This is a genomic window from Allokutzneria multivorans, from assembly GCF_039537405.1.
GTDB classification, from domain to species: Bacteria; Actinomycetota; Actinomycetes; order Mycobacteriales; family Pseudonocardiaceae; genus Allokutzneria; species Allokutzneria multivorans.
In genome coordinates, this window is sequence record NZ_BAABAL010000009.1 from 91056 (window position 1) to 115623 (window position 24568).

A 24568-nucleotide genomic window follows, 5' to 3' on the forward strand; every position below is an offset into this window, starting at 1 on the left:
CGAACGAAGTTCAGCCCTTCCCAGCTGGTGGAACCGGAGTACCGATAGCCAGGAGATAGCCGTCACGCCGTAGGCTTGTTGGGTGAACTGGACCGTGGATGTGCCGGTCGACACGTTGCCCGAGCTGCCCCCGTTGCCGCCGGAGCTGCGTGCTCGGCTCGATGACGCTTTGTCGCGCCCCGCTGCTCAACAGCCCGAGTGGCCGAGTGCCGAGCAGGCCCGCAACGTGCGGACCGTGCTGGAGAGCGTCCCCCCGATCACCGTTCCCGCCGAGGTCGACCGCCTCCGCGAGCGGTTGTCCGAGGTGGCGCAGGGCCGGGCGTTCCTGCTCCAGGGCGGGGACTGCGCGGAGACCTTCGTCGACAACACCGAACCCCACATCAGGGCGAACATGCGCGCCCTGCTGCAGATGTCGGTCGTGCTGACCTACGGCGCGAGCATGCCGGTGGTGAAGGTCGGCAGGATCGCGGGCCAGTACGCCAAGCCGCGCTCCTCGGCCACCGACTCCCTCGGCCTGCCGTCCTACCGCGGCGACATGATCAACTCGATCGTGGCCAGCCCGGAGGCCAGGGTCAACGACCCCTCGCGGATGGTCCGCGCCTACGCCAACGCCAGCGCCGCGATGAACCTCCTGCGCGCGCTGACCAGCTCCGGCGTCGCCGACCTGCGCCGCGTGCACGACTGGAACAAGGACTTCGTCCGCACCTCGCCCGCCGGCGAGCGCTACGAGGCCCTGGCCACCGAGATCGACCGCGGCATGCGCTTCATGTCCGCGTGCGGGGTCGACGCCTACCCGCTGCACACCGTGGAGATCTACGCCAGCCACGAGGCGCTGGTGCTGGACTACGAGCGGGCCATGCTGCGGCTGGAGAACTCCGGCGCGGAGTCCAAGCTCTACAACCTCTCCGCGCACTTCCTGTGGATCGGTGAGCGCACGCGCCAGCTCGACGGCGCGCACATCGCCTTCGCCGAGCTGCTGGCCAACCCGATCGGCCTGAAGATCGGCCCGACCACCACGCCCGAGCAGGCCGTGGAGTACGTCGAGCGGCTCGACCCGCGCAACGAGCCCGGCAGGCTGACGCTGATCAGCCGGATGGGCAACGGCAAGGTCCGCGACGTGCTGCCCGCGATCATCGAGAAGGTCACCGCCTCCGGCCACCAGGTCATCTGGCAGTGCGACCCGATGCACGGCAACACCCACGAGGCCAGCACCGGCTACAAGACCCGGCACTTCGACCGGATCGTGGACGAGGTGCAGGGCTTCTTCGAGGTGCACCGCGCGCTGGGCACCCACCCCGGCGGCATCCACATCGAGCTGACCGGGGAGGACGTCACCGAGTGCCTCGGCGGCGCCCAGGAGATCTCCGACGTCGACCTCGCAGGCCGCTACGAGACGGCCTGCGACCCGAGGCTGAACACCCAGCAGTCGCTGGAGCTGGCCTTCCTGGTCGCGGAGATGCTCCGCTCCTGACCCACCTCGTCGAAAGGCCCGGACACCTCCACAGTGGAGGTGTCCGGGCCTTTCGCACACCCAGCTCCCAGCTCGTTTACGTACCCAATGTGGCATTTGTTTCGTCTGGCGCAACCAATGCCACATTGGGTACGTCAGTCCACGCTGAAGAGGTTGAGGGGATGCGTGCCGGTGGTGCGTGGGGGCGTCCACGGGGGACAGACGTGGCGCGGCCCTCGCCCGGGTGACTAGGGCCTGTCCTGTACGTCACCGGGTTCGGCGGTCTTCAAGACCACCCAACCCCCGCCCCGGCCGTCTTCAACGACGGCAAACCTCGCGAGGCTGCTGGGGTTGCGGTGGTCAACGATGATCAACAGGGGGGTTGGGGGGTCTTGAAGACACCCCAACCCCAGCGACGCCCGTGACCGGAATCCCCAGCTCAACCACTTACCGGGCGTTAGAAGAGGCAGGTCAGGACGACCTTGGTGCCGGGCTTGACCCTGGTGCCGGGCGCCGCCGACTGCGAGACGACGGTGGCGTCGTCGCGGCCGCCGCCGGGGAGCACGTGCCGGACCTCGACGTCCAAGCCCTTCTCCCGCAAGGTCTTCGCGGCGTCGCTGGCCTTCTGGTTGGTCACGTTGGGCACAGTGATGGCGTTGGACAGCAACACCTTCACCCGCCTGGAGGACTTCGAGTCCAGCTTCGTCCCCGCGGGCGGATCGGTCCGCGCCACGCGTCCTGCCTCGTAGTCGGCGCTGAAGTCCTGGCCGCCGTCCTCGGGCTCGAAACCGAGCCTGCGCAGCTCCGCGTAGGCGGTCTCCTTCGTCATCCCCGCGACCGCGGGCACGGCGACGGGCGGCTTGCCCTTGGACAGCGCGATGGTGACCGGTGAGCCGACCTTCAGCTTCACGCCCGGGTCCGGGACGAGCCTGAGGACGAAGCCCTCCGGCACCTCGACGCTGTAGTCGTTGACGGAGGCGTTCTGCGCGGGCTGGAGCTTCGCCTCGCGGATCGCCTGCTCGGCGTCGGTGAGGCTCGCGCCCGCGACCACGCGGGGCACCTCGGGCAGCCCGCTGGAGACGATGACCGTGACCTCGTTGCCCCGCAACATCTTCGAGCCGCTCTGCGGGTCTGAGCGGATCACCTCGTCGATCGGAACCTCGTCGTGCGGCTCGTGCACGACCTTGGCGACCAGGTCCGCGGTGCGCAGCCGCTCCTGCGCCTTGACCAGGGTCTGCCCGGCGAGCACCGGCACGTCGGTGAAGCGCCCCGACGCCAGCCACCACGCCGTCCCGCCGACCCCGGCCACGAGCACCATGATCACGATCGACCAGATCAGCGCGAGCCGCTTGCCGCGCGCCCGTTCGCGTTGGCGCTTGCTGGGCTGCTGCTGCTGCGCGGGCTCGGGCTCCGCCTCGGCCGGTGGTGGGTGCTGGGGCATCGCGGGCAGGTCGGAGCGGTTCATCGTCCGCGTGCCCATCGGCCCCGCGCTGGCGGGCTGCTGGCGAGGCTTCACCACCGTCGGACCGTCCGTGTAGTCCGTGATCGCGGTGATCTGCTCCGTCGGCGGATCGTCGTCGCGCGCGGGCTTGTAGGACGGCAGCTTGGCCGCGACCTTGCTCGGCGGGACGGGGACCGGCACCGGGTGGAGCCCGAGCGCGGAGCGGACCCGGCGCAGCTCGTTGAGGAACGCCGTGGCGTCGGAGGGCCGCACGGACGGGTCGCGCCGGGTGGCCCGCACGACCAGTTCGTCGAGCTCGGCGGGAATGCCCTGGCGCAGCGTGCTCGGCGCGGGCACGTCGTTGTTCACGTGCCGATAAGCCACGGAGAGCGCTGTGTCGCCGGTGTAGGGCGGCGTGCCGGTCAGCATCTCGAAGAGCACCAGACCGGCCGAGTACACGTCGCTGCGCGCGTCGGCGGCGCCGGTGGCGACCTGCTCCGGCGCGAGGTAGGCGACCGTGCCGAGGATGACGCTGTCGCTGGTGGTCCCCGCGCCCGCGATCGCCTTCACCAGGCCGAAGTCGCCCACCTTGACGGTGCCGCCGCGACCGATGAGGACGTTCTCCGGCTTGATGTCGCGGTGCACCAGCGCGGCCTCGTGCGCGGCGGCGAGCGCGGCCAGGATCGGCTCCAGCACGCTCAGCGCCAGCGGGATCGGCAGCTCGCCCCGCTCGTGCAGCACGTCGCGCAGCGTCCCGCCCTCGATGTACTCCATGACGAGGTAGGCGATCTCGCCGTCCTCGCGGTGGTCGACACCCTGGTCGTAGACGCCCACGACGCTCGGGTGGTGCAGCCGCGCGGCCGTGCGCGCCTCGCGCTCCAGCCGGTCGAGGAAGGACCGGTCCCCGGACAGCCGGGAGTCCATCACCTTGATCGCCACGGGCCGTTCGAGACGGGTGTCCAGGCCCAGGTAGACCGAGGACATGCCTCCGCGCGCGATCATGGTGTCGATGCGGTAGCGCCGCTCCAGCAGCGTCCCACTCAGTTCGGCACCCCTCGATTCCACAACGCCTGATGTTAAGCGGTCGGTGTGACACACCCGCGCGACGGCATGCACTTGCGCGTTGTGGCAGGCTGGACCGCTGTGAGTCAGATCCCTACCTCCCCGGACGTGCTCGACGCCGAGGTGGAGGTCCTCCCGCTGCCAGACGTCGCGGAACGGCTCGGCCTGCTGGTGACGCGAGTGCACCAGATGCTTCGAGACGGCCAGTTGCTCGCGGTGCGCCGCAACGGAGTCCGAGCTGTTCCCGCCGCCTTTCTCACCGAGACGGGCGTGGTCAAGCACCTCTCCGGCACCGTGACCGTGCTCCGAGACGCCGGATACGACACCGAGGAGATCCTGCGGTGGCTGTTCACCGCGGACGACACCCTCCCCGGAACGCCGATCGACGCGCTGCGCGGCGACCGCGGCCGTGAGGTGAAGCGCCGAGCGCAGGCCCTCGCCTTCTAGTCCTTCTTCCCACCACACCAACGACAAACGGCGCTGCCCCGTACGCGAGGGGCAGCGCCGTTCGGCCGTTGGCGTGGTGCGCGTTAGAGGTGCGCGCCCTTGCTCCGCCTGGAGAACTTCAGCGGGTCCGGCCGCACCAGCGAGGTGGCGGCCAGCCACGCCAGCAGCACCAGGACGGCGACGTGCAGGTAGTTGTTGCTCGCCGCGTCACCGTCGGGGTAGCTGATCGCGATCTGGAAGGCCGAGCCGAAGACGATCACCGTCGAGGCCCACTCCGACAGCGGCAGCGCGGCGGCCAGCGCCAGCGCCAGCGTGAAGTACCAGGGGAAGGTGGTCTGCAACAGCACCGACATCCCCAGCATCACCAGCGCGGCCCGCCGGAGGACGTTGGCCTCCTCGCCGTCCCGGGACTTCCACCACTGCCGCAGCGCGATGTAGCCGAGCAGCGCCATGCCCAGGGTGCGCGCGGTGTTGTAGTAGAGGCTGTGGCTGGGGCTGTAGAACCAGCTCGCGATGCCGTGCGCCAGCTGACCCGCGCCGGTCGGCAGCGAGGTCCAGTTGATCACCACGGAGTTCGCCGAGAGCGCCGGGATCCAGCCGAGGCTGACGTTGGCGACCAGCTGGCAGGCGGCGAAGGCGGCGAAGAACACCGCGGCCCCGGTCCCCGCGGCCCTGGTGAAGCGCGCCAGGTCGGTGCCCCTGAGGTGCCGCGCCCAGATCCAGACCAGGAACGGCAGCACGACGACGGCCTGGATCTTGATCGCGGCGCCGAGGGTGACCAGGACGATGCCCAGCACGTGCTGTCGGCGCATCACCATCAGCGTGCCGACGGCGAGCAGGCCGACCATCATCAGGTCGTTGTGCGGCCCGCCGACCAGGTGCACCACCACGAGCGGGTTGGCGACGCCGATCCACAGCGCCACCGACGGGTTGCCGCCGACGCGCTCGGCCAGCCTCGGCAGCGCCCAGCACAGCATCAGCAGGCCACCGATGAGCGCGACGCGCATCAGCAGCACGCCCGCGATCATGTTGTGCCCGCTGATCGCCACGACGCCCTTGGCGATCAGGATGAACAGCGGCCCGTACGGGGCCGGGGTGGTCTGCCAGATCCACGCCACGTTCTCCGCGATCGGGCCGTCCACCGCGGCCGGGCCGAGCGCGTAGGTGTCCAGTCCCTCCAGCGGCAGCAGGCCCTGGCCGAGGTAGCTGTAGACGTCCCTGGTGAACAGCGGCGGGCCCAGCATGACCGGCACGCACCACGCGCCGATGGCCAGCAGCACGCCCTTGCGGCCGACGCGGCCCGCGCGCACGTGCCTGCCCAGTCGCACCCAGGCCCAGACCAGCAGGCCCACGCCCAGGTAGACCACGAGCTCGGCCAGGTTCTTGCCGTGCCCGAAGCGGACCCAGGTCAGTGGGGTCCCGGACAGGATGGGGTCCCTGACCAGGATGCCGCCCGCCCCGAGTGCCCCCAGCGCCGCGAGACAGGCGCCGATGACACCGAGCAGGATGGTGCGGCTGGGGATCCCGGTGGCCGTTGCCGTCCGGGAGGTCCCCGAGGTCCCGGTGCCGGAGTCGGCGACCTGGCCCGGGTGCGCGCGCTCGACTGGCCGCTCGGCGACCCGGGTGCGCCCCCCGGGTTCGCTCGAGTCCGGCTCGTCGCCGGGACCCGTGATGGGCGGAGAGGACATGGTGGACATCGCTGGCCATGGTCCCATAGCCCCAGGGAGCGCTTGTACGCAACGCCTCGCCCGACGGCTGCGGCGACCGTCAGTAGCTGCGGTGGGTGACTTCCTGGGCGAGTTCACGCAGTCGGGTGACGGCCGCGGGCGTGATCGTCACCGATTCGAGGGCGGCGAGCCCGGAACCGGTCAGCCGGTTGATCCGCTCCTCCACGGCGCGCACCGCGCCCAGCCTGATCAGCGTGGCCCGCACCCGCTCCAGCAGCCCGCCGTCCAGCTCGGGGACGCCCAGCGCGCTCTCGATCAGCTCCGCCGACGCCGTCTCGCCCGCCTTGCGCGCCAGCTCCAGCCCGTGCGCCACCAGCGGCGTCCGCTTGCCCTCGCGCAGGTCGTCACCGGCGGGCTTGCCGGTGACCGCCGGGTCGCCGAACACCCCGAGCAGGTCATCGCGCAGCTGGAAGGCGATGCCGATGTCCGCGCCGTAGCGCCGCAGCGCCGCGATCAGCTCCGGGTCCGCCCCGGCGATCGACGCGCCGAAGTGCAGCGGCCGGTCCACGGTGTAGGCGGCGGTCTTGTAGCGGCTGACCTGCTCCGCGCTGTGCAGGTCGGTGGCGGCCCGCGCCTGCGCGAGCACGTCAAGGTACTGCCCGGCCAGGACCTCCGTGCGCATGCCGCGCCAGGCCTCGTTCGTCCGCGCGAGCGCCTCGAGGCTCAGCCCCGACGAGCGCACCATGTCATCGGCCCAGACCAGCGCCAGGTCGCCGAGCAGCAGCGCCGCCGACAGCCCGAACCGCTCCGCGCCGCCCGACCAGCCCAGCTCGCGGTGCTTGGCGGCGAAGGCCACGTGCACCGTCGGCTGACCCCTGCGCATGTCCGAGTCGTCCATCAGGTCGTCCTGCACCAGCGCGCACGCCTGGATCAGCTCCAGCGAGCTGACCGCGCGCAGCACCGGCACCACCGCGTCCAGGTCCTCCGGGTCGCCGCCCGCCGCCCGCCAGCCCCACCAGGCGAAGGTGGGCCGGATGCGCTTGCCCCCGGAGATCACGAAGTCGGAGAGCGCGCCCACCGCGCTGGCGAAGGCCTCGTCGATGTCGGCCGCCGTGCTCCGCTGCTGCCCCAGGAACACGCGGAGCTCGTGCTCCACGTGCGCGGTGAGGGTGGCGTCCACGTCAGAGTGCCGATCTACCTGCTGTTCGAGCACGGAGACATCCTCTGCCTAGTGGTGGGGGGCGGCCAAGTCGGGGTGTGCCTGCCTGCTCCGGTGAACGGAAGACGCACGAGACACAAGAGAGGTCCCCCGATATCGCCCACCTCACGCCAGGCGTCTCCCGTTCGCCCGTCAAGGGTGCTTTGTACCTTCTTCCAGTTAGTGGAACTCCATGTCCGGCCAGCGGACACCCCGAGTAACCTTGACCCATGACGGCGGTGGTTGACCGGCTCCGCGTGAGCAGTGACAGTGATCGCCCGGTGTTCTCGGTGGAGTTCTTCCCGCCGAAGGACGCCGAGGCCGAGCGCCAGCTCTGGCGCGCCATCAGGGAGCTGGAACCGCTCGACCCCGCCTTCGTGTCGGTGACCTACGGCGCGGGCGGCTCCAGCCGCGACCGCACGATCCGGGTCACCGGGCGCATCGCGCAGGAGACCACGCTGACCCCGGTCGCGCACCTGACCGCGGTCAACCACTCGGTCGCCGAACTGCGCAACGTCATCGGCTCCTACGCCTCGGTCGGCGTGCGCAACATCCTCGCGCTGCGCGGCGACCCGCCCGGCGACCCCAACGGCGAGTGGGTCAAGCACCCGCAGGGCCTGACCTACGCGGAGGAGCTGGTCCAGCTCATCCGCGGCCTCGGTGACTTCTGCGTGGGCGTCGCCGCCTACCCGTTCGGCCACCCGCGCTCCGCAGACCTGGACTCCGACGCCGAGTTCTTCGTGCGCAAGCTGCGCGCGGGCTCGCACTACGCGGTGTCGCAGATGTTCTTCCGCGTCGAGGACTTCCTGCGGCTGCGCGACCGCATCGCCGCGCGCGGGATCGACCTGGACGAGGTGCCGCTGCTGCCCGGGCTGATGCCGATCCGCTCGGTCAAGGGCATCCAGAAGATGGCCGAGATGGCCAACACGGAGATCCCGCCGGAGGTCATCGCCAGGGTCGAGCCGCACGCGGGCGACCTGGAAGCCGTGCGCGCGGTCGGCGTCGACATCGCCACCGAGCTGGCGCAGCGGCTGCTCGACGAGGGACTGAAGCAGCTGCACTTCTACACGATGAACCGGTCCAACTCGACCGTGCAGGTGCTCGACCGGCTCGGCCTGCTTCCCGCCCGCGCGCGGAGCTAGCTAGGCCGGCGACAGCCGCAGCTCGCGGCGGTGGACGGTGTAGGCCATGGCCATCACGATCACCGCCGCGAGGCCCGTCGCCCCGCCCACGATCAGCGCCCAGCGCACCCACGCCTCCGAGGTGGCGTCGGCGTAGCGGGCCAGCGCGTTCAGCTCGGTGACCTGCCCCGGTTTCGGCGACCAGGTGACCTCGTTGCCGCGCGCGCGGCCGTTGCCGCTGTTCACCTTGCCGGGGAAGTTGACCTTGATCTGCACGTCCGTGCGGTCGGGGCTGAGCTGCGTCAGGTCCACCGAGCCGGAGAGCGTCACGATCCCGCCCGAGCGGCGCAGGCTGAACTGGTACTTCCCGCTGTCGCCGGTGGCGGTCGCCGACAGCAGCCGCAGCTCTTCGAAGGTCAGCCCGGTGAAGGTCAGCTGCGAGCCGGTGAAACCGTCCGCCGCCGTCGCCTTCGTGACCCGCGCCCGCCCGGTGAGCCCGGCGGGCACCACCAGCTGCGGCCCGGCGTCGCCCTCCCGCTGCGGCGCCGCGAGCACCTGGAGGTCGCCGGTGACCCGGTCGTCCTCGGAGACCGCGAGCGTCATCCGCGCCCGCACGCAACCGCTGAGCAGCAGCACCCCGAGCAGCGCCAGCACGAGGACGGCACGACGGCGGACGCGGGACGGCACCCGGCTCATCGTGCCAGCGCCGCAGGCCGCACAACACCCTCATCGAGGACTCTTGACCACACCGCCGCCCGAGCCGCCGCCCAGGGTTCGCGCATCTTCAAGACCCCCCAACCCCGGTCGCACGGGTCGCTATCCGCCGCAAACCTCAGCGCGCTGGGGGTTTGCTGGTCTTGAAGACCGCCGAACCCCGGTCACTGCGGTCGTTAACCGCCGCGAACCCCAGCGCGCGGGGGGTTTGCTGGTCTTGAAGACCGCCGAACCCCGGTCACTGCGGTCGCTATCCGCCGCAAACCTCAGCGCGCGGGGGGTTTGCTGGTCTTGAAGACCGCCGAACCCCGGTCACTGCGGTCGCTATCCGCCGCGAACCCCAGTACGCGGGGGGTTTGCCGGTCTTCAAGACCGCCCAACCCCGGTCGCCACGGTCGTCAACCGCCGCGAACGCCGCCTTTGGTGCGTTGAGCGTCCTGAATGACTCATTCAGGACGCTCAACTCCCTGAATGAGTCATTCAGGGAGCAAACCCGCCGTGCACGCGGGGGTTCGCGGGTCTTGAAGACTGTGAAACCCACGCCCGCCAGGACGCTCTCGCGGCGCGGTCCGAGGGCGCGGAGGTCGGGTAGCGTGCCGGTCATGCCAGCCAGCGTGATCAACCAGATCAGCGACGACTTCGTCGGTGACTACGCCGCGCTCGACCCCATCGCGGCGACCTACCTCGGGGTGACCGGGCACGACCAGGATCTCACCGACTACTCCCCGGACGGCCACGCCGCGCGCGCCGAGCTGGCCGCGCGGGCGCTGCGCGAGCTCGACGCCGCCGAACCCGCCTCGGACGCCGAGCGGCTGGCGAAGGCCGTCTTCCAGGAGCGCGTCGGGCTGGACGTGGAGCGGCACGAGGCCGGGCTGGACACGTCCTCGCTGAACGTCATCGACAGCCCGCCGCAGGGCCTGCGCCAGGTGTTCGACCTGATGCCGACCGAGACGGCCGAGGACTGGGCGGTGATCGCCTCCAGGCTGGCCAAGACCCCGGACGCGCTCGCGGGCGTGCGCGCCTCTCTGCTGCACTCGGCCAACAAGGGATCCGCCAACAAGGGTGACGTCTCGGCGATCCGCCAGGTCTCCGGCGTCGCCGAGCAGTGCGAGACCTGGGCGGGCCGCCGCGGTGGAACCTCCTTCTTCGCCAACATGATCGCGGCTGCTGACAAGGTGGACGGGGTCAGCGACGGGCTGCGCTCGGACCTGCGCGCCGCCGCCGAAGCCGCCTCCGCCGCGTACGGGGACTTCGCCCGCTTCCTCCGCGAGGACCTCGCGCCGCGGGCTCCGGAGCGCGACGCGGTCGGCGAGCAGCGCTACCGCCTCGAATCGCGCTACTACACCGGCGCGAAGCTGGACCTGCGCGAGGCCTACGAGTGGGGCTGGGCGGAGTTCTCCCGCATCGAGGCCGAGATGAAGCAGGTCGCCAACCGCATCCGACCGGGCGCCACGCTCGCCGAGACCGCCGCCGCGCTCGACGCCGACCCGCGCTACCGCGTGCACGGCCAGGACGCGCTCGCCGCGTGGATGCAGAAGCTCTCCGACACCGCGCTCGTCGAGCTGCGCGACACGCACTTCGACATCCCCGAGCCGCTGATGCGCCTGGAGTGCAAGATCGCTCCGCCCGGCGGTGGCGTGGGCGCCTACTACACGGGCCCGACCGACGACTTCAGCCGTCCTGGCCGCATGTGGTGGTCGGTGCCCGCCGACCGCGAGGAGTTCTCGACCTGGCGCGAGGTCACCACCGTCTACCACGAGGGCGTCCCCGGCCATCACCTCCAGATCGCCACGGCGGTCCACCAGGCGGCCGAGCTGAACCGCTTCCAGCGCCTCATGTGCTGGGTGTCGGGCTACGGCGAGGGCTGGGCGCTGTACTCGGAGCGGCTCATGCGCGAGCTGGGCTACCTCGACGACGACGGCGACCTGCTGGGCATGCTGGACGCGCACCTGTTCCGCGCGGCGCGCGTGGTGGTGGACATCGGCATGCACCTGGAGCTGGAGATCCCGAAGGGCACCGGTTTCCACGAGGGCGAGCGCTGGAGCCCCGACCTGGGCCTGGAGTTCATGCTCACCCGCACGATCTCCGACCCCACGCACGTGCGCGACGAGATCGACCGCTACCTGGGCTGGCCGGGGCAGGCGCCGTCCTACAAGCTCGGCGAGCGGCTGTGGCTGGCCGCGCGCGAGGAGGCCAAGGCCGTCCAAGGTGCCGCGTTCGACCAGAAGTCCTTCCACACCAAGGCTTTGCGCGCTGGTGCGATGGGGCTGGACCTGCTCCGCGAGCAGATGATCGGCTGAGCGCGACTTTCGGCGGTGTCGGACGCACCCTCCTTGATGTGAGATTGATTCATATCGAGGAGGGTGTATGTCCGCAGTGCTGCGCGTGGCCCTGGCCGCCGTCCTGACCGTGCTCCCCGCCCCGGCCCAGGCGGAGAAGACGCTCGCCGACACGACCTACCTGACCACGCACAACGCGCACGTCAGCACGGGCGACGCGAAGTGGTGGCCGCCGAACCAGGGGCAGAGCCTGCGCAAGCAGCTCACCGACGGCGTGCGCGGGCTGATGCTCGACCTGCACATGTACGGCGACGAAGTGCACCTGTGCCACAACGACGGCCGCGAATGCGGTCCCGTGCCGGGGCTGCACCACGGAACGCCGAGGCAGACCTTCGCCGGATCGCTGCGGACGATCGTCGACTTCCTCAACGAGAACCGCGGCGAGATCGTCACGCTGCTGCTGGAGGACTACGCGGACGCGCCCGCGCTCAGCCGCGCGCTCAACGGTGTTCCCGGGCTCAACGATCTGATTTTCCGGCCTGACGAGTGGAAGGTGCGCGAGCAGGGCTGGCCGAAGCTGAGCGACATGGTGGCGCAGAACAAACGCCTGCTCATGCTGTCCAGCGCCTCCGGTCGCGAATCGATGGGTGTCTTCCACGGCAAGGACTACACCGTCGAGAACTACTGGAGCCTCGGCCCGCTCGGCGACAAGCTCGACTGCGTCAGCCGGTGGTCGGACGTGCCGTTGAACAAGCAGGAGCCGAACTTCAAGCGGCTGTTCGTGATGAACCACTTCCGCGACGTGCCCGCGGATTTCGCGGCGCGCTCGGACAACGGCGAGAAACTGGCGAAGCGCGTGCGGGACACGTGCACCCCGGCAGCCGGGCGCAAGCCGAACTTCGTCTCGGTGGACTTCTACGAGCAACCCACGTCGGGAACGCGCCCGGCGAGCGTGGTCGCCGACCTCAACCGCTGACAGCGTTCTCCGCGTGCTCCTCGATCGGCAGCACGCGGCCCAGCACCGCGAACGGGCGCGGGTCGCCGGTGAACTGGTAGTGCCGCAGCACGTCCTGGAAACCCAGGCGCCGGTAGAGCTTCCACGCGCGCGTGGGGCCTTCCGGCGTGGACAGCAGCACGCGCTCGGAGTCGACCATGCCCGCCAGCCGCCGCAGCAACCCCTCGCCGAGGCCGCGCCCCTGCGCGTCCGGCCGCACGTGCAGCTCGGTCAGCTCGAAGTAGTCCCGCATCCATTCGTCCACAAAGGACTGATTGGAGTTCGTCCGCGCGTTCAGGCCCCGGCGCACCTGCTCGTGCCACCACTGGCCGACCGCGCCCCGGTAGCCGTAGGAGATCCCGGCGAGCGCCTCGTTCTCGTCCAGCGCGACCACGCAGCGCCAACCGTCGCGCATCATGTGCGCCAACCACATCGGGGCCCGCTGGCGCACGGTGTTGGGCGGGTAGTCCATCGCGGCGACGTAGAGCTCCAGCGCCTCGTCGAGCCGGGGCCGCAGGTCGGCGGCGGAGAACTCGATCAGCCGCAGCTGTTCCGGGCGGGGCGCCGCGGTCACCGGGTCACCTCCGCGGGGGTGCCGCCGGTGAGGGCGACGAGGTCGGTGAAGGTGGTGGGGAAGACCGCCTTCGGGTGACCGGCGGCCGCCCAGATCTCCGGGTGCGCGGCCAGCGAGCTGTCGACGAACGTGCGGATCGGGGCGGGGTGGCCCACCGGTGCCACGCCGCCGATGGCCTGGCCGGTGTGCTCGCGGACGAAGTCCGGTGTCGCCCTGCCCACCTCCGCGACCCCGGCCAGTTCGGCCAGCAGCGCGGTGTCGGCCCGGTGCGCGCCGGAGGTGAGCACCAGCAACGGCGCCCCGTCCGCGACGAAGACCAGGCTGTTCGCGATCGCGCCGACCTCGACGCCGAGCGCGTCGGCCGCCTGCGCGGCGGTGCGGACGGCGTCGGTCAGCACGCGGACCCCGGTCGCCGCGGAGTCGAGTCCGGCCTCGGCCAGCGCGGTGGTGACTTTGTGGATGCCCGGGTGGTCCTGTGCGCTCACCGGCTCATCAGACCATGCCCCGGGCGGTCGAGCCCGTCCCGCCCCCTGATCCGCGCGTTCCGTTCGTTTTGCGGTGACGCGAAAGCGGCTCGCGTTGATTTGTGCGGATTCTTCACGTGAATACGCTGAATCGCGGTCGGGGGACCACCGTGAAAGGCATTCCATGTCTCGTGTCATCACCGCGCTCGGCCTCGCGCTGCTCAGCGTCATCGCGCTCAGCTCGCCCGCCTCCGCCGGACCGCGCAAGTTCTCCTGCACGCCGCAGATGCTTGCGAAGGAATGCGGGAAGCCGTTCCAGGTGCCGTCCGGCAAGTCCGTTTCGGTCAAATACACGTCGAGCGGATATCCGGCGAGCCTCAGGGCGTACAACGCCGACGGCCACCACCTGCTCGCCGTCAAGGACCCGGCTCTCTTCGCCGAGTTCCTGCTCTGGCACAACGACACCAACCGGACGATCACCGTGCAGATCGAGGCCCTGTACCTCGGCGGTCGCCGCCAGGGTTTCGTGAGCGGGACCTACTGGGTCCGATAGGGCCGGGCGGTGCCGGGTGCCGGGGGCCCACCGCCGCACCGGTGGTGGGCCCTTGGCATTCCCCCGGCAGGGTCGCGCCGCAGGTCGCTTGAGACTGTCAGACCCCCCGGGTATCGTTGGTCTTGTTCGAACGAGTGTTCGAGGCAGTAGGAGTGACCTGCTGGAGGAGTGACCTGCTGGTTGACCCGACGGGGTGCCAGCACCCTGGCTCCGCCGGTTCTCGAGCACCCGTCCGAACACGCCGGGCGGCGGAGTGGGGGAAGCACCCCGCCGCCCGGCACCGCCGGCTTCCCCTCGGCACACCGTCGTTCCCTGACGTCCCCAGGAGGCCGAGATGTCCGTTCCTCTGCACTTCCCGGTCCCTTCCCCCCGCCATCCCGACGACGCGCGCACCGCCGCCATCCCGGCCCCGCGCAACCCCCAGGCCGTCTCGCTGCTGGCGCACGCGGTGCGCACGTTGCGCGAGGCAGAGGGCTCCACCACGCCCGCGGACCGCTACTCGACGGCCTACCTCGCCGCGATCCGCGGGTCGGCCGCCGTGCTCGCCATGCGCGGGCGTCCGCACCGCGCGCGGGCCCGCCCGGCCAGCGTGTGGGAGCTGCTCGTCCGCAACGCGCCAGAGCTGCGTGAATGGGCGGCGTTCTTCGCTGCGGGCTCCTCGCGCCGCGCCGCGGTGCAGGCGGGCGCCAGCAGGCTGGTCGACGCCGCGACCGCCGACGACCTCGTCCGGCGCACGGGGGAGTTCCTCCAGCTGGTGCGGCGGATCGTGCACGGGGCGGGGCGGTGAGCGGGGCGGCTCTCATCGATCACGGCCGCCTGCTCGACGTCCTGGTGACCGAGGGCGAGACGCTCGCCCACTCCGCACCTCCCGACGCGATGGACCTGCCGATCCCGGGGCGCCCCGGGATCACGGTCGGCACCGTGCTGCGCCAAGCCGGTGACGGCTACCGCGGCGCGCTCGCCTGGATGCGCGACCGCGGCGTTCCCGCGTGGCCGGTGCCCGAGCAGCGCGCGTCCGACCCCCGAGCCCAGCCGGGGGTGGCTGATCTGCGCTCGGGGCTCGTCGACCTCGTCGTGAAGCTCGGCGAGCACGAGCCGGACGAGCCCTGCCCCACGTGGTGGCCGCAGGACCAGACCTACGGTTTCTGGCGGCGGCGGATGGCGCACGAGAGCACCGTGCACCGCATCGACGTGCAGGCCGCGCTCGGCGGGCACGTGCTCGACGTGCCCGAGGACGTGGCGCTGGACGGCGTCGACGAGGTACTGCTGCTGTGGCTCGGGCATCGCCTGCGCACCAGGGGCATCACCGGCCCGCACCGCTGCTCGCTCGGCATTCGCGCCGCTGAGCACGCGTGGTACGTCCGCGTGGAGCCCGAGGGCATCTCGGTGTTCCGCGCCGCGCCCACCGGCCTCACCAACGTGGACGCCGTGATCACCGGAGCGCCGTCGGCCGTGTACCGCTGGCTGTGGGGCCGCGCGCCCGACCACACCGTCCGCCTCATCGGTGACCGCCACGCCACCGCGCAGCTCTGGGCACTGCTCCGCCTGGCGACCGCGTAGGGCCTGTCCTGCAAGGGGTTGCGCTGTGCATCCCGGTCACGGTGTCGCTGGGGTTGGGGTGTCTTCAAGACCACCAAACCCCGCTGCTGATCATCGTTAACCGCCGCAAACCCTGCGGCCTTGCGGGGTTTGCTGTCGTTGGAGACGGTGGGGGTGGGGGTTGGGTGGTCTTGAAGACCGGCGAACCCATGACTTGCGGGGTTCGCTGGGCCACGAGGTGAAGGAGGGGCCATGTCGTCGTCGGTCGGCCAACTGCGCGAGGGGCTGGCGGGGTTGTCGCGGTACCCGTTGCTGTTCGGGCCGTCGCCCGTGCACGAGCTGGAGCGGCTCGGCGCCCACCTCGGCGGCGCGCGGATCTGGGCGAAGCGGGAGGACTGCAACTCCGGCTTGGCCTACGGCGGCAACAAGACCCGCAAGCTGGAGTACCTGCTCGCCGACGCGCTCACCGAGGGCTGCGACACGCTCGTCTCCATCGGCGGAGTGCAGTCCAACCACACCCGCCAGGTCGCCGCCGCTGCCGCCCGCGCCGGGCTGCACTGCGTGCTGGTGCAGGAGAGCTGGGTGGAGTGGCCCGACTCCGTCTACGACCGCGTCGGCAACATCCTGCTGAGCAGGCTCATGGGCGCCGACGTCCGCCTGGTGCAGGCGGAGTTCACCATCGGCCTCCGGCCCAGCTGGGAGAACGCCCTCGCCGAGGTGCGCGAGGGCGGCGGCAAGCCCTACGCGATCCCGGCCGGCGCCTCCGACCACCGGCTCGGCGGCATGGGCTTCGCGGGCTGGGCCGCCGAGGTCGCCGAGCAGGAGCGCCAGCTCGGCGTCTTCTTCGACACCGTCGTCGTCTGCTCCGTCACCGGCTCCACCCAGGCGGGCATGATCGCCGGTTTCGCGGCGCTCGACGGCCCGCCCCGGCGCGTCATCGGCATCGACGCCTCCGCCGCGCCCGCCGCCACCGAGACCCAGATCGTCCGGATCGCCGAAGGCACCGCCGAACTGCTCGGCGTCACCGGCCTGCCGCCCGTCGAGCTGGACGACCGCTACCACGCGGGCACCTACGGCATCGCCGACGAGCGCACCCTCGCCGCCATGCGCGTCGCCGCCCGCCTCGAAGGCATGATCACCGACCCCGTGTACGAGGGGAAGTCCATGGCGGGCCTGATCGACCTCGTCAGCTCCGGCGAGATCCCCCAGGACTCCACCGTCCTCTACGCCCACCTCGGCGGCCAACCCGCCCTCAACGCCTACTCCGCCCTCTTCCCCTGAGCACCCCTTTTTTCGCGGGTTATTGGGCGCGGAGGCGGAGGCCCTTGGGGGTGGCGCGGAAACCGGCGTCGCGGAGGATGGCGGAGAGGTGCGAGCCGAGTGCCTGTTCGCCATCGGTGCGTTGCACGGCGAGCTGGCCGAGCCACCCGTCGTGGACGGCTCCGGCGAGGACGTCGGCGGCGGCGCGCAGTGCGGGTTCGTCCTCGGTGAAGGAGAGCAGCGAGCGGCCGCCGCGCTCCACGTAGAAGACGGGGCGGCCGTCGACGAGGACGGCGATCGCCCCTGCCTTGCGGGCGGGGCGGTGCTTGGTGTCGCCGAGGGCGGCGGGCCAGTCGAGCGCGGCGCCGTAGGGCTGGGCGGGGTCTGCGGCGGCGAGCACGACGGCGACGGGTTCGACGTCGCGCACGGAGCTGGAGTCCGAAGTGGACAGCGCGCGCAGGCGGTCGACGGCGCCGTGCGCGGCGAACTGGGCGGCGCCGAGCCCTTCGACGACGTAGCCGCGCACGACCTGGCCGGACTCCTCCATGGCGCGGAGCACCCGGTAGACGCCGCTGAACCCGCCGGTCACGCGCTCGGTGTCCAGGGCGCCCCTGGTCAGAACACCGTGGCGCTCAAGGAAAGCCTCCGCGCGAGCGTGGGCGCGTCGAGTCGGCGTGGTCTCGCGCTCCGGGGCCAGGGACCACCGCCCGGCAACAGTCGGCGGACCGGTGCGGCTGGGCATGGTCGGGCGAGGAGCACGCAGGCGGGCGTAGCGACCGCGCGGTGCCGCACGGCGTGGTTTGTGCGCGGCGCCCTTACCGGAGACCAGAGCGCGCAGCGGGGCGAGCGTGTCGTTGGTGACCTGCCCTGACCACACGAGGTCCCACAGCGCGGCGATCACCGCTGGATCATCGACGGGCTCGTCAGTGACACCGGACACGGCGCCGGACACGCGATCGGTCAGCTGGCGGAAGAACTGCGCCCCACCATCCAAAGTGGACAGAAGCGCGCGGTGCAGCGGGCCGTCGGGGACCTCCTCGTCCACCTCGGGCAGCAACAGGTCGGCCAGATCCGTTGGGGCGAGGGCGATCCAGCCGTCTCCGCCTGCCAAAGCACCGCAGCCGGTCCACGACACCTCACCGGTCGCGGTCAGCTCGTCGAGCAGTGCGGGCGAGTAGCCGGGCAGTCGCGCGGGCAGGATCAGCGACTCCACCGCGCTCGCCGGGAGCGGTGCGCCCGCGAGCTGCTCCACCACGGTCATCAGGTCATCGACGGTCGCAGCCGTCCGAGGCGCGAACTGGCCACCACGCCGCTTCCCGCCGATCCCGTGCCAGGACGGCAAGAACCGGCCCAGGGCGGCCTGCTCGACGGGCTCGACCTCAGCACGCAGCTTCGCCAACGACGCACGCCTGAGCCGCCGCAACACCTCGGCGTCGCAGAACTCCATGCCCGCGTCGTCCGCCGCCACCAACGGCCGAAGTTCGCCGCGCACGAGCCGCCCCGTGCCCGCGAGCCGCTCCAGCACACTGGTCACCACCGCGACGCCCAACCCGAACCGCTCAGCCGCCTGGGCAGCCGGGAACGGGCCGCGCGTGCGGGCGTAGCGGGCCAGCAGGTCGCCGAGCGGATCGGCGACGAGCTCGGTGAACGCCTCGGGCACGCCAACCGGCAGTGCGACGCCGAGCGCGTCCCGGACCCGCCCCGCGTCCTCGATCGCGATCCACCGCATCTGCCCGGCGATCCTGACCTGGATCACCCGGCGTTGGTTCTCCAGCTCCGTCAACCACTCCGGCTCGACACCGCGCTCCAGAGCCTCCTCAGAAGACAGCTCGCCCAGCGCGCGCAGCAGGTCGGCCGCATCCTCAAGAGTGCGGGCCCTGCGCTCCGGGCTCAGCCGCTGGAGCTGCGCCTCGACCTCGGCCAGAACCTCGGGGTCGAGCAGCTCGCGGATCGCCTCGGAGCCCAGCAACTCCGCCAGCAGCGCCGAATCCAGCGACAGCGCGGCGGCTCTCCGTTCCGCGAGCGGCGCATCGGTCTCGTAGAGGAACATCCCCACGTAGCCGAACAGCAGGCTGCGCGCGAACGGCGAAGCGGTCGGCGTCTCCACCTCCACGACCCGCACCTTGCGCGCGCGGACCTCCGCCATCAGCTCGCGCAGGCCGGGCAGGTCGTAGACGTCCTGGACGCACTCGCGCATCGCCTCAAGGACGACCGGGAACCGCTCGTACTTCGCGGCCACCGACAACAGCTGCGACGCGCGCTGGCGCTGCTGCCACAACGGCGAACGGCGACGGGGATCGCGCCGGGGCAACAACAACGACCGCGCGGCGCACTCGCGGAAGCGGGCGGCGAACAGCGCGGAGCCGCCGAGCTCGGCGACCACGATCTGCTCCACCTCCTCGGGGTTGACCAGCACGTCCTCGGCCGTGGGCAGGATGTCCGCGCCCGCGTCCTCGAAGCCGTCGTCCAACCCCACGGTCGGCAGCCGCAGCACGATCCCGTCGTCGGAGTGCGCCAGCTGCGGGTCCCACCCGTGCTTTTCCTTCAGGCGTGCGCCGATCGCCAGCGCCCACGGGGCGTTGACCCGCGCGCCGAACGGCGAGTGCACGACGAGCCGCCAGTCACCCAGCTCGTCGCGAAAGCGCTCGACCAGGATCGTCTTGTCGTTGGGCAGATGCCGGGTGGCCGCGCGCTGCTCCGCCAAGTACGCCAACAGGTTCTGCGTCGCCCACTCGTCGAGCCCGGCATCGGTGGCGCGCCGCACCGCCTCCGCGTTGTCCAAAGTGGACAGTTCGCGGACGAAAGCGCCGAGCGCGCGCCCCAGCTCCAGCGGGCGGCCTTGCGCATCGCCCTTCCAGAACGGCAGCCGTGCGGGCTGACCCGGCGCGGGGGTCACGATCACGCGATCGTGCGTGATGTCCTCGATCCGCCACGACGACGTGCCCAGCAGCACCACGTCGCCGACGCGCGATTCGTAGACCATCTCCTCGTCCAGCTCGCCGACGCGCGAGCCGCCCTTGCCGTCCGCGCCCGGCGTGCTGACGGTGAACAGGCCGCGATCGGGGATCGTGCCGCCGGAGGTCACCGCGAGCCGCTGTGCGCTCGGCCGCCCGTTGAGCACTCCGGTGACGCGGTCCCAGGTGATCCGCGCGCGCAGCTCGCCGAACTCCTCGCTCGGATAGCGCCCGGCGAGCATGTCGAGCACCGCGTGCAGCGCGGAGTCCGGCAACGACGCGAACGGCGCCGCGCCGCGCACCACGGCCGCCAGCTGGTCGACGGTCCACGGCTCCATCGCGGTCATCGCGACCACGTGCTGCGCCAGCACGTCGAGGGGGTTGCGGGGATAGCGCAGCGCCTCGATCGAGCCGGAGGCCATCCGCTCGGCCACCACCGCGCAGGACACCAGATCGCCACGGAACTTCGGGAACACCACGCCCTTCGACACCGCGCCGACCTGATGCCCCGCACGGCCGACGCGTTGCAGCCCGGAGGCCACAGTCGGTGGCGCCTCCACCTGGATCACTAGGTCCACCGCGCCCATGTCGATGCCCAGCTCCAACGAGGACGTCGCGACGACGCACGGCAGCACGCCCGCCTTCAGCTCCTCCTCGACCAGGGTGCGCTGTTCGCGGGCCATGGAACCGTGGTGCGCCTTGGCGATCACGACGCTCGCGCCGGTCGTGATGCCCGAGCCGCCCACGGCCTCGGCGGGGAAGCGCTCCAGCTCCGCCGGTTCGCTGGCCAGCTCGTTCAGGCGCGAGGTCAGCCGTTCCGCGAGCCGCCGAGAGTTGGCGAAGACGATCGTGGACCGGTGTTGCCGCACCAGGTCGAGGATGCGCTCCTCCACGGCCGGCCAGATCGAAGGCCGCCGCGCCGCGCCCGCGGCCGAGCCGGTGATCTCCTCTTCCTCGGAGAGCGGCTCCGCAGGTCTGTCCAAAGTGGACATGTCTTCGACGGGGACCTCTACGCGCACTTCGACGGTCTTGCGGTTCTCCGGCCGCACCACGCGCACGGGACGGCCACCCGAGAGGAAGGAGGTGATCTCCTCGATCGGCCGCACGGTCGCGGACAGCCCGATCCGCTGCGCCGGACGCTCCAGCAGCGCGTCCAGCCGCTCCAAGGACAGCGCCAGGTGCGCGCCGCGCTTGGTGCCGGCGACGGCGTGCACCTCGTCGACGATCACCGTGCGCACTCCGGCGAGCGACTCCCGCGCGGCCGAGGTCAGCAGCAGGAACAGCGACTCCGGCGTCGTCACCAGCACGTCCGGCGGTCGGCGGGCGAAGGACCTGCGCTCCTCCGCTGGCGTGTCGCCGGTGCGCATGCCCACGGTGATCCCCGGGTCCGGCAGGCCCAGCCGGTGCGATGCCTGCCTGATGCCGGTCAACGGCGCGCGGAGGTTGCGCTCCACGTCCACCGCGAGCGCCTTGAGCGGGGAGATGTAGAGGACGCGGCAGCGGTGCTTCGGCTCGGCGGGGGGCTCGGAGCGGGCGAGCTGGTCCAGCGCCCAGAGGAAGGCCGCCAACGTCTTGCCCGAGCCGGTCGGGGCGACGACCAGGGCGTGCTCGGAGTCCGCGACGGCGTTCCACGCGCCGACCTGGGCATCGGTCGGCGCGGCGAACGCGCCCCGGAACCACTCCCTGGTCGGCGCGGAGAACTTCTCCAGCACTTCGGACATGACCCCATCCTGAACCAGGGGTCTGACAGTCGCCGGGCTACGGCTTGCGATAGGTCAGCAGGTACCGCCAGAAAAGGTGCCGCCGCACCTGATGACCAGGCAGAACGCGTTCGGCGTCGGCGCGGATCTCCGCGTAGGTCAGCTCGGCGCCCTTGATCGGGGCGGAGACCCCGTCGTCCTTCTTGGACACGGCGTTGAGCACCAGGTTCACCGGCACGGCGGCCAAGCTGAGCGCGTGATCCGACGCGGTCTTCTCGCGGTAGAGGCCCAGAATCGCCAGAACGCCGCCTGGTCGCAGGGAGTCGCGAAGCCGCTCCAGCGCGTCAGGGAACGACGGCAGGTGGTGCACGGTCGCGATGCACGAGACGAAGTCGTAGCGCGTGGGCTCGACGTCCATGAGATCGCCGGGACGGAACTCGATGTTCGCCGCGCCCATGGACCGCGTGCGCGCCACGTCCACCATCCCGGCAGACGCGTCGATCGCGTCCACCCAACCGGCTCGACGAGCCAGACGCCTCGCGAACGTGCCAGTGCCGCAACCGACATCTAGTGCGTCAGCGCAATGCGAAGGCACGTGCTTCAGGAGTCTTCGGTGATAGAAGTCGTTGTGGTTGAAAGTCATCGCCTTAAAGGACGCCTTCACGTCCTACTTGGTTGTACTCCAACGCCACTGCAACTCACCGTCAACGACCGTGTCCGTTTGCGTGAGACCGGCCGCTGCGGCAACCGCGCCCGACGCGGCGTGCCCGGGGTGCACGTGAGCCACGATTTCGGTCACACCACTTGAACGCAGCCAGTCCGCCAACGCGCACGCAGACTCAGATGCGATGCCACGGCCCTGCCAAGGCGTACCGACGACCCACGCGATCTCCGCGCTGCCGTGAGCGACAGTGGCCTGCACGTAACCCGTGAGGCAGTTCTCCGCGCGCGATCTGATGACGAGGTTCACCCAGGTCACGGCCGGATCGGAGGAGCCGTCGACCTGCTTCGCGTAGCGCTTGCGCAACTGCTCGACAGTGGCAGGCGTGCCACCGGTGAACTCGTACAGCGCCGTGTCCGCCAAGACCTCCGCCATCTCCTCCGCGTGCTCTACGCAGAGCGGAACGAGGTCGAGGCGATCAGTGCGCAACGGGCCCATGTCGCCGACCGTAGCCGCCAATCTTGGCAACCCCGCCACATGGCCTAACCCCGACATGGCAGCATCACACCCCAGCGTCCAAACCGGACGCTGTGCGTCCCGTGGCGACAAGGGGAAAGCAGTGCGCGTCCTGTCGGTGGACCTGGGTACGTCCAACACCGTTGCCGTGTTGTCAGCACACGGCAGGCCACCGCGCGTGGTCGAGGTCGACGGCTCGGCGACGATGCCGTCAGCCGTCTTCGCCTCAGAGGACGGCGGACTGGTGGTCGGCCGCGACGCCGAGCGGCGCGCCCGGCTCGACCCGTCGCGCTTCGAGCCCAACCCCAAGCGCCGGGTGGACGACACCACGCTGCTGCTGGGCAACACCGTCATCACGGTGACCGACGCGATGGCCGCGGTGCTCCAGCGCGTCGCGGACGAGACCAAGCGCCAGCTCGGCGACGCCATGCCGGACGAGGTGCGGCTGACCCATCCCGCGCAGTGGGGCGCGATCCGCCGCAACGTGCTGCTCTCCGCCGCGCGGCTGGCCGGTTTCGGCCCGCAGCTGACGCTGGTGCCGGAGCCCGTCGCGGCCGCCGCGCACTTCGCTTCCTTCCCGGAGCGCTCGCTGGCACCTGGACAGGCGCTCGCCGTCTACGACCTCGGTGCGGGCACCTTCGACGTCGCCGTGGTCGGCGCGACCCCCACCGGCTTCGTCGTGCTGGCCGAGAACGGCCTGCCGGACCTCGGTGGTCTCGACGTGGACCACGCGCTGCTGGTGCACGTGGGACGCGAGGTGTCCTACCGCGACCCCGAGAAGTGGCAGCGCGTTCTGCGCCCCGAGTCCACTGCTGACCGCCGTGCCCGCCGCACGCTCCTTGAAGACGTGCGCGCGGCCAAGGAAGCGCTGTCGCGGCACCCGCAGACCGAAGTGCCGATGCCGGAGCCCTTTGACGACGTGCTCGTCACGCGCGCGGAGCTGGAGGCGCTGATCCGCCCCAGCCTGCTGCGCAGCATCGAACTGCTCGCCGACACCATCGGCTCCGCCGGGATGACCCCGGAGTCGCTGGCGGGCATCTACCTCGTCGGTGGCTCCAGCCGCATCCCGCTGGTGGCCAAGCTGATCTCCGACCGGCTGCGCGTCGTCCCGACGAGCCTCGACCAGCCGGAGACCGCCGTCGCGCTCGGCGCGCACCACGTGCCGCAGGACGGCACCAGTGCCCGCACCGGCCAGCTCCCGCCGCAGGAGATGTACCCGGGCGGTGTGACCGCGCCGTACCCCACGGCGATGACCACCGCCCCCGCCTACCCGAACACCGGACCGCAGCCGGTGCAGCAACAGCAGCACCAGGTCCCGCCGCAGTACGGCGGCTACCCGCAGTTCCCGCAGCAACAGCAGCAGCAGCCCAAGAAGAACTCCAAGCTGCTGATCGGCGTCGCGTCCTCCGTCGTGGTGGTGCTCGCCGTGGTGCTGGGCATCGTGCTGCTCGGCGGTTCCGGTCTGCCGAGCGCGGGCGACTGCGCGAAGCCGGGCGAGGCCGACCCCAAGGGCTTCACCTCGTGCATGCGCCAGCTCGCGGGCGATCTGGCCGACAACGTCGAGTGCCAACCGGGTGTCAGCGGGCTCGCACAGAACGCGCTCGGCCGCATCCAGGGCGTCAAGGTGACCTGCCAGCTGCCCGCGGGCAACGGCGCGCCCACGCTCACCATCGCCTACGCGCACGCGGGCTCGATGGAGGTCGTGCAGGGCATCGCCAACTCCGTGGTCGGCGAGTCCAGGACCGAGCAGGTCGAGGCGGACTGGGGCGGCAACGGGCTCACCGGGCACTACCAGGCCACCACCAACGAGAGCGTCGGCTACCTCGTCTTCACGGTGAAGGACCGCCCCGTGCTCGGGATGATGACCGTCATCAACCCCTCCGGCGCGGGCCCGAAGGCCAACGAGCTGGCCGACTACTTCGAGAAGCAGGTTCAGCCCGGGACCTGACCGGAGCTATGCCGGGGCGATTCTCG

The 24568-nt window shown here is 71.2% G+C and carries 19 protein-coding genes; 10 read left to right on the forward strand and 9 right to left on the reverse strand.

Annotated features, from left to right (window positions below; all coding sequences use genetic code 11):
* Positions 1-82: 82 nt before the first annotated feature.
* Entirely contained in the window at positions 83-1471 is a 1389-nt protein-coding gene (locus ABD798_RS15350) for a class II 3-deoxy-7-phosphoheptulonate synthase (protein WP_344875173.1), read from the forward strand.
* Positions 1472-1907: 436 nt separating this feature from the next.
* Here ABD798_RS15350 and ABD798_RS15355 read toward each other — a convergent pair whose 3' ends face one another.
* Complete coding sequence (locus ABD798_RS15355) at positions 1908-3893, reverse strand: Stk1 family PASTA domain-containing Ser/Thr kinase (RefSeq protein ID WP_425549230.1); 1986 nt, start codon at positions 3891-3893, stop codon at positions 1908-1910.
* A 141-nt stretch (positions 3894-4034) separates the two neighbouring features.
* On the opposite strand from ABD798_RS15355, the gene ABD798_RS15360 reads away from it, so the two are divergent.
* On the forward strand, positions 4035-4400 hold the full coding sequence (locus tag ABD798_RS15360; protein ID WP_344875177.1) for an Rv2175c family DNA-binding protein: 366 nt from the start codon (positions 4035-4037) through the stop codon (positions 4398-4400).
* A gap of 83 nt (positions 4401-4483) precedes the next feature.
* On the opposite strand, the gene mptB is transcribed toward ABD798_RS15360, so the two are convergent.
* Both mptB and ABD798_RS15370 read right to left on the reverse strand, forming a co-directional pair.
* A complete protein-coding gene (mptB, locus tag ABD798_RS15365) occupies positions 4484-6097 on the reverse strand; it encodes a polyprenol phosphomannose-dependent alpha 1,6 mannosyltransferase MptB (RefSeq protein ID WP_344875179.1) in 1614 nt (537 codons plus the stop codon).
* Between the two features lie 70 nt (positions 6098-6167).
* A complete protein-coding gene (locus ABD798_RS15370) occupies positions 6168-7280 on the reverse strand; it encodes a polyprenyl synthetase family protein (RefSeq protein ID WP_344875181.1) in 1113 nt (370 codons plus the stop codon).
* 215 nt (positions 7281-7495) lie between these two features.
* Between ABD798_RS15370 and metF the strand changes: the two genes are divergently transcribed.
* A complete protein-coding gene (gene metF / locus ABD798_RS15375) occupies positions 7496-8407 on the forward strand; it encodes a methylenetetrahydrofolate reductase [NAD(P)H] (RefSeq protein ID WP_344875183.1) in 912 nt (303 codons plus the stop codon).
* Here the strand turns inward: metF and ABD798_RS15380 are convergent, their stop codons facing one another.
* On the reverse strand, positions 8408-9073 hold the full coding sequence (locus ABD798_RS15380; RefSeq protein ID WP_344875185.1) for a DUF3153 domain-containing protein: 666 nt from the start codon (positions 9071-9073) through the stop codon (positions 8408-8410). It abuts the gene before it with no gap.
* 629 nt (positions 9074-9702) lie between these two features.
* Here ABD798_RS15380 and ABD798_RS15385 point away from each other — a divergent pair.
* Together ABD798_RS15385 and ABD798_RS15390 are read left to right on the forward strand one after the other, a co-directional pair.
* Positions 9703-11400, forward strand: a complete 1698-nt coding sequence (locus tag ABD798_RS15385) for a DUF885 domain-containing protein (RefSeq protein ID WP_344875187.1) — start codon at positions 9703-9705, stop codon at positions 11398-11400.
* A 67-nt stretch (positions 11401-11467) separates the two neighbouring features.
* Positions 11468-12355, forward strand: a complete 888-nt coding sequence (locus ABD798_RS15390) for a PI-PLC domain-containing protein (RefSeq protein WP_344875189.1) — start codon at positions 11468-11470, stop codon at positions 12353-12355.
* Here the strand turns inward: ABD798_RS15390 and ABD798_RS15395 are convergent.
* The gene (locus ABD798_RS15395) at positions 12345-12947 is read right to left on the reverse strand and encodes a GNAT family N-acetyltransferase (RefSeq protein WP_344875191.1); all 603 of its coding nucleotides are present in this window, start codon (positions 12945-12947) and stop codon (positions 12345-12347) included. The two genes, ABD798_RS15390 and ABD798_RS15395, sit on opposite strands and share 11 nt — an antisense overlap.
* Positions 12944-13432, reverse strand: coding sequence for a YbaK/EbsC family protein (locus ABD798_RS15400; protein WP_344875193.1), 489 nt, complete (start codon positions 13430-13432; stop codon positions 12944-12946). The genes ABD798_RS15395 and ABD798_RS15400 overlap by 4 nt, the downstream gene beginning before the upstream one ends.
* 163 nt (positions 13433-13595) lie before the next feature.
* On the opposite strand from ABD798_RS15400, the gene ABD798_RS15405 reads away from it, so the two are divergent.
* From ABD798_RS15405 to ABD798_RS15420, 4 genes are all read left to right on the forward strand, one after another.
* On the forward strand, positions 13596-13964 hold the full coding sequence (locus tag ABD798_RS15405) for a hypothetical protein (protein WP_344875195.1): 369 nt from the start codon (positions 13596-13598) through the stop codon (positions 13962-13964).
* A gap of 334 nt (positions 13965-14298) precedes the next feature.
* Entirely contained in the window at positions 14299-14751 is a 453-nt protein-coding gene (locus ABD798_RS15410) for an SAV_6107 family HEPN domain-containing protein (protein ID WP_344875197.1), read from the forward strand.
* Entirely contained in the window at positions 14748-15524 is a 777-nt protein-coding gene (locus tag ABD798_RS15415) for a maleylpyruvate isomerase N-terminal domain-containing protein (protein ID WP_344875199.1), read from the forward strand. Before ABD798_RS15410 ends, ABD798_RS15415 begins: the two co-directional genes overlap by 4 nt.
* A gap of 231 nt (positions 15525-15755) precedes the next feature.
* The gene (locus tag ABD798_RS15420; RefSeq protein ID WP_344875201.1) at positions 15756-16784 is read left to right on the forward strand and encodes a 1-aminocyclopropane-1-carboxylate deaminase; all 1029 of its coding nucleotides are present in this window, start codon (positions 15756-15758) and stop codon (positions 16782-16784) included.
* Between the two features lie 19 nt (positions 16785-16803).
* On the opposite strand, the gene ABD798_RS15425 is transcribed toward ABD798_RS15420, so the two are convergent.
* The 3 genes from ABD798_RS15425 to ABD798_RS15435 are packed head-to-tail and all read right to left on the reverse strand — an operon-like array spanning position 16804 to position 22576.
* A complete protein-coding gene (locus ABD798_RS15425) occupies positions 16804-21438 on the reverse strand; it encodes an ATP-dependent helicase (RefSeq protein ID WP_344875204.1) in 4635 nt (1544 codons plus the stop codon).
* 37 nt (positions 21439-21475) lie between these two features.
* Entirely contained in the window at positions 21476-22060 is a 585-nt protein-coding gene (locus ABD798_RS15430; RefSeq protein ID WP_344875206.1) for a class I SAM-dependent methyltransferase, read from the reverse strand.
* 24 nt (positions 22061-22084) lie between these two features.
* Positions 22085-22576 (reverse strand): GNAT family N-acetyltransferase, encoded by a 492-nt coding sequence (locus ABD798_RS15435; protein ID WP_344875208.1) that lies wholly within the window; start codon positions 22574-22576, stop codon positions 22085-22087.
* A 121-nt stretch (positions 22577-22697) separates the two neighbouring features.
* On the opposite strand from ABD798_RS15435, the gene ABD798_RS15440 reads away from it, so the two are divergent.
* Positions 22698-24542 carry an Hsp70 family protein gene (locus ABD798_RS15440; protein WP_344875210.1) on the forward strand — a complete coding sequence of 615 codons (1845 nt, stop codon included), beginning with the start codon at positions 22698-22700 and terminating at the stop codon, positions 24540-24542.
* Positions 24543-24568: the final 26 nt, after the last annotated feature.